The organism is Williamwhitmania taraxaci, from assembly GCF_900096565.1.
GTDB classification, from domain to species: domain Bacteria; phylum Bacteroidota; class Bacteroidia; order Bacteroidales; family Williamwhitmaniaceae; genus Williamwhitmania; species Williamwhitmania taraxaci.
Genome location: NZ_FMYP01000123.1, coordinates 1 through 5334 on the forward strand (window position 1 = coordinate 1; position 5334 = coordinate 5334).

At 36.7% G+C, this 5334-nt stretch carries 4 protein-coding genes; all 4 read left to right on the forward strand.

Features of this window, described 5'->3' with window-relative positions; translation table 11 throughout:
* The coding region (locus BLS65_RS18525) for a hypothetical protein (protein WP_212590588.1) at positions 1-2226 on the forward strand (2226 nt) is incomplete at its 5' end.
* Between the two features lie 3 nt (positions 2227-2229).
* Complete coding sequence (locus BLS65_RS17110; protein WP_092441012.1) at positions 2230-2472, forward strand: Imm74 family immunity protein; 243 nt, start codon at positions 2230-2232, stop codon at positions 2470-2472.
* Positions 2473-2802: 330 nt separating this feature from the next.
* Positions 2803-4725, forward strand: a complete 1923-nt coding sequence (locus BLS65_RS17115) for a hypothetical protein (RefSeq protein WP_092441013.1) — start codon at positions 2803-2805, stop codon at positions 4723-4725.
* A 6-nt stretch (positions 4726-4731) separates the two neighbouring features.
* A complete protein-coding gene (locus BLS65_RS17120) occupies positions 4732-5250 on the forward strand; it encodes a hypothetical protein (protein WP_092441014.1) in 519 nt (172 codons plus the stop codon).
* The last annotated feature ends 84 nt before the right edge of the window (positions 5251-5334 follow it).

The window sequence follows — 5334 nt, forward strand, 5'->3', positions numbered from 1 at the left end:
CCCTTTAGCCCCGAAAGCTTTATTGCCGCGCAGGGCACCACCAAAAACCTGATGGATTACTCCGGCAGCACCGACCTGTGGAAGCACCAGTGGGACTTAATTCATGACCCTGAGAAGATATTGTTTGCATGGGGTAAGGATGAGAGTGAGGGGGCTTATATCATTGACCGATGGAAACTTGTTAGGCAGTATATTGATGAATTTAATGGTAAAACAGGAACGGCAAGAACGAATTACAAATTCACTTATGACAATAATAAAGTAGCTGAGAATTTCTCGACAGAGGCAATTAATCAAGTAAACAATCTTTTAACGGAATACCTGAAAGAAAGCGATGAGCCTGTTTTTGTTGTTTTAGAATTATTTACCCATACGGAAGAAAAAGATGTTGCAGACATTAAGAGTATAGTTGAACAGGAATGTTTGGATATTTTAAAAGAATACCCAAACACAGTACTTATACCTGTAATTGGATGCCAATTGGTTAACGAAGGCAATGCCCCCATTGGCGATGTTGAGTTTTATATCTGCAAGAAAGTTTCAGAACAAAAAATCTCGCAAATCGGCAGCTATGAAGATAATTGGGCAGATTTAGAAGAAGAAAATGTTAGCGAAGAAGTAGCCAGTTTTCTTGAGTTTTTACAGAGCAGCCCAGTATTTAACGATGAGAATTGTCTTGAACTTACTTACGAAGAACTTGGCATTAGTTCTGCATCAGAATTAAATCCGAACGATGTTAAAGAATGGGTATCGTTATTTGCTGGAGATAATGGAGTAACAATAGATTACAGCTATACAGGTTACCCAATGGTAACTAATTCGGAAATACCAATGGTATCGCCAAACCAGCCGGAAAACTCTAATGCCGATATAAACATAGCTGTACATTTTGACGAGAATGGAAAGAAAATAATTATCTGCCACCATTATAAAGCCGGGGCAATTGTAATACCATCGGTTACTGCATCGGGAGAGCCAGTTCAGGAAACCACCGTTGATGAAATAGTAGGTTTAAGCAAAGTGTATGCCGGGAAAGCCCTTGTTTATGCGAAATCGGGCGGGGAGCAAATGCAAGCGTTGTTTAACTCTGCTGTTAAAGGTGTAGTTGCAGCCAAAACGTGGACAAAAACCATTTGCGACAAAATGGAAGTTCCGCAGCAAACATGGAATCAAAGTTCTGGTAAAGAGGAAGCTTATAAAAGAAGTCCTGTAAATTTAGAGCCTTTAATGGCTGGCGTAGGAGATGGTGCGTTTGAAGAAATAAAAAGCATACCTGAACTTATAACACTTGCTTTAGATGTTGCTTTTGATAAAGAAGTAAGGGCAAATCTTTGGCAATCTTTAACTTCTCTCAGTTGGGAGGACATAAAGAATATGCCAATTAAGATGGTAAAAGACAAGGTTGATGTTTACACAAACAGTCATGCAACTGTAGTTAAACATGAAGCCGGAAAAGATGGAGTTGCCATTGCAAGTATGTTCTTTGGTTTTGGTAGTGCAAAAAAGGCTAAAGAATTAGCCGAAACAGTTGGTAAGAACAGTACAGATTATGCAAAAGCATTACAAAAGGCTTACAACAAGATTGATGTCTCAAAAATAGATGAATTTGGGGTTAAGCTTGATAACATGGGCGGAGGTGTTACTGGTGTTAAGCTGAAAAAGATAGGAAACACCAATCATACTACCATTGCCAAAATTGATATTGACGGAACCCTTACATTCACCGAAAGCGAGCATGTTTTTGAAGCGGTTTACGAAATTGAGAAGAAAGGCGGGGCAAAAGGATATTGTGTGCTTGATAAGGCGGATGATGGAAAAACGGTATTCAGGGAAATACGAAAAGATATTGCCGAAATATCACATCTTTTAAAAACAGAACCCAATGCTGCGTTTTTCTGGTCTGGCAATACTAATGGTATTGGAGGATGGGAGAAAGCTCTTGAAGTTGCTAAAAACAAAGGTGGTATCACATTAGAAGGTCAAATAGAAAAGATGGGGATTAAAGCCCCTAAATTTGGAGATGACCCTATGTGGTGGGAACAAGCTTCTGCTCAATATGCAAAACAAGTATCCGGTGAAGTAAAAGCTGTTGTTGGTAAAACTTTAAGAGATAATAACATTTGGGAAAATGTAGAGTTAATTAAACTACAAGCAAATCCAAAAGTTACGAAAATCACAGCAATTGACCCTGAGACATTGATTGAAACTATAATACCAAAAAATTAAAAGATGGAATTACAATATTCAATACTTACTCCTTCAAAAATGCTTGTTGAGAAAGGAGATAAAAAAATACTTATAATGGGAGAAGCCACATTGACCCCAGCTTTTTACGCTGATATAAAATCTATCAAGAAGTGGGAGTCACCCTATGACAAAGAAGAAATAACAGAAGAAGAAAAAACGGAATTAATACAAAGAATCACCGAAGAAAGTCAGAAAGAAGGAAATATAAGGGTTTATTTTGAGTAGAAACAATCCCTGTTAAGCCGAGGCTGTAAGTAAATAACAAAAATCATTAGGTTCGGCGGCGGTTGCACCGCCGTCGGGCTATCAACAGTAGGCTGCGCCTACGAACATTGCCTGAAAAGGCAAGAATAACAAGGTAAATCAGGCAAAAGTCTGAAAGAATATATTCGCCTTAGGCGTGCAGCATAAGTCGAACTGCTAATTACTTGAAAAAAAATGCTATTTTTAACAAAACGTTCTTTGAAATAGTTCAATAACTCCGACCAAAAAGCCATTATCAGCAAGTTCAAGGAGATTGACAACCTCGAAAACGATGCCCTCTACCTCTTCTTTGTGGCCAACGTGAAGGGGAAAACCGGCGATATTGCCGGGTATATGCCGCTGCAGAAGCAGGTGGGCTTTATTTACGACAACCCCAACCCCCACATTGTAGCCCACGAGCTGGGCCATGGTGCCTTTAACCTCCGCCACCCCTTTAGCCCCGAGAACTTTATTGCCGCGCAGGGCACCACCAAAAACCTAATGGACTACACCGGCACCACCGACCTGTGGAAGCACCAATGGGATTTGATTCATGACCCCAAAACGATGTTGTTTGCTTGGGCGCAGGATGAGAAGGAGGCAGCGATGATTGCATCAAGTGATACCGGAAAGTTTGAAATTTCCATTTCAGAAATGAACGTTGAGTTTGCTCCGGGCATTGGAGAAATGAAACTTAAATACAAGCTTGGAGATTCAACAAAAGTTTTATTGGAAAGATATTCCGAGGAAGATTTTTTAACTAAAATGTTTGTCTTTGACAAAAATGGGCAGAAATTATATGAGGCAGAGAAAGAAGCCACAGCTGCAGGTGAGTTTGCTTGGAACGGTTATTTTGGAGATAAAAACAAGGATTCATTGGTTTACGAAAATGGACCTTTCAACCTCAGTTTGGCATTGACAAATGCAGATAGCAGCATAACAAACTGGCAAGATTTTAATGACTGGGCTTATGAGACATTTGTCGGCGATAGTTTAAATGTGTTTACGACTGGTTGTGATACTATTTTTACTATATTAACTGGTGCTCATTTGGAATGGGTCGCTAATAAAGATATACAAGGGTATGTTTATCCAAAAACACTTGATGATTACACTCGTTATCGAGAAATTTACATGAGTTATGCAGGTGTAGAAAAGGCAGGAAGTCCTTTTGATTATATAAAAGAAAATACAAAACGTGTTGATTTTTTTGGTAAACAGGTGCTTGTTCATAATGAATTCGCAAAAGTTTTAGAATCAGTTAAAACTTCATTAACCACAAAAGGAGTTTACACAACTTTGACTTCGAAGTATAAAAATCAAATGGGAACGTTAGTCATGAGAACTATGAATGACCCCAATGGTAGTGGTAAGGTAAGTGAACACGGATTTGGCATGGCAATTGATTTTTATGTAAAAAAGAATCCTCAAATACTAAAGAGCAATGCTTATGTGAGGTTCTACATAAAAAAGTCAACAGGATTTGATTTAGGAGAGAGTAAAACAGTAAGTCAGATAAAAAATGCTAACGATAATTTTATGACTATTTATCAAAACACAACTATAGATGAACTTGTAAATAAATACAAAGGCATTGAGAATTATAACAATGACACAAGTAATATTAAAATCAATTCATTAGAGAGTATAAACAATACAATAGCTGACATCTTCGCAACATATAAGAAAGCAGAGGAACAAATTACAACATCTGAAAATGCTTTGTTAATTGACCGAATTGATAAATATGCAAAACAAATCGATAATCTGGCGAAATTCATTCCTGATTATAAAAACACAATCCTATTTAGCACTGAAGCTAAAGAGCAGGTTGATGAATTAAATACTTTCCTTACCCAAATACACAGTTGGCTTCTATCTGTTAATTATAGCATGAAAGATACTAGCATCGCTATAGTTAATAATCTTCCATTGATAAATATCAGTGATTTCAATACCATTCAAACAGAAATAACATCCTTTGATACCGATATGAAAAAACTATGTAGTAGTTTATCAGTTTTTGCAACAAAATTAAAAAGCGGAATAGGTTCAATTGGTTTTGGGAATGTTCTATTGCAAGATGGCTTTTGTGGTGTAGAACTTGATTTAATCAATGCTTTCTTGGATGCGGATGAAAGAATCCAATGGGGAGGAACGTTTAATTCAAAGATTGATGCGATGCATTTTGGTTTTACAAGCGAAGCCGCAACAGAAATAGTAAATAAAAAATAAAGCTATATGAGAATAAATATTGTATTCGTTTTCTTAATTCTAGCAGTGAACTTAAAAGGACAAGATGTAACTAATCGAATAAATGAGATTAGAGAGATGTATCAAAAAACACTAATGGAAAAAGAGAACTACACCACGCAAGCACAAGATATAACGTGGGAGTCCTTTGAACATAATGAAGAAGAAGATAGAACTCTAAAAAAGACTATAACCTATTATTACGATGCCAATAAAATTAAAATAGCAGTAATTAGCACTAGCATTATAAGTGATTATAGTTCATACAAACTGGAAACCGAATGCTATTATGAAAATGACTCTATATTTTTTATTTATTCAGTTGAAAGAAGCAGTGAAAGAACCTCACTAAATCCAGAGCAATCAAATGAAATGGTAAATGTAAAAGAGAAAAGAATTTATTTTGATGTTTTAGGAAATTGCATTCGTTTTCTGAATAAAGAAGCAAACGGCACACCTGATATGATTGATTCTCTTTGTCAAAAGGAGCAGAATGTGAGTATGTAAACTAAACTCTGTCTACTACAAAAAAGTGTTACACTTGTATTAGAAAAGAGAAAAGATGGAATCAGAAGAATTTAAGATCATGCA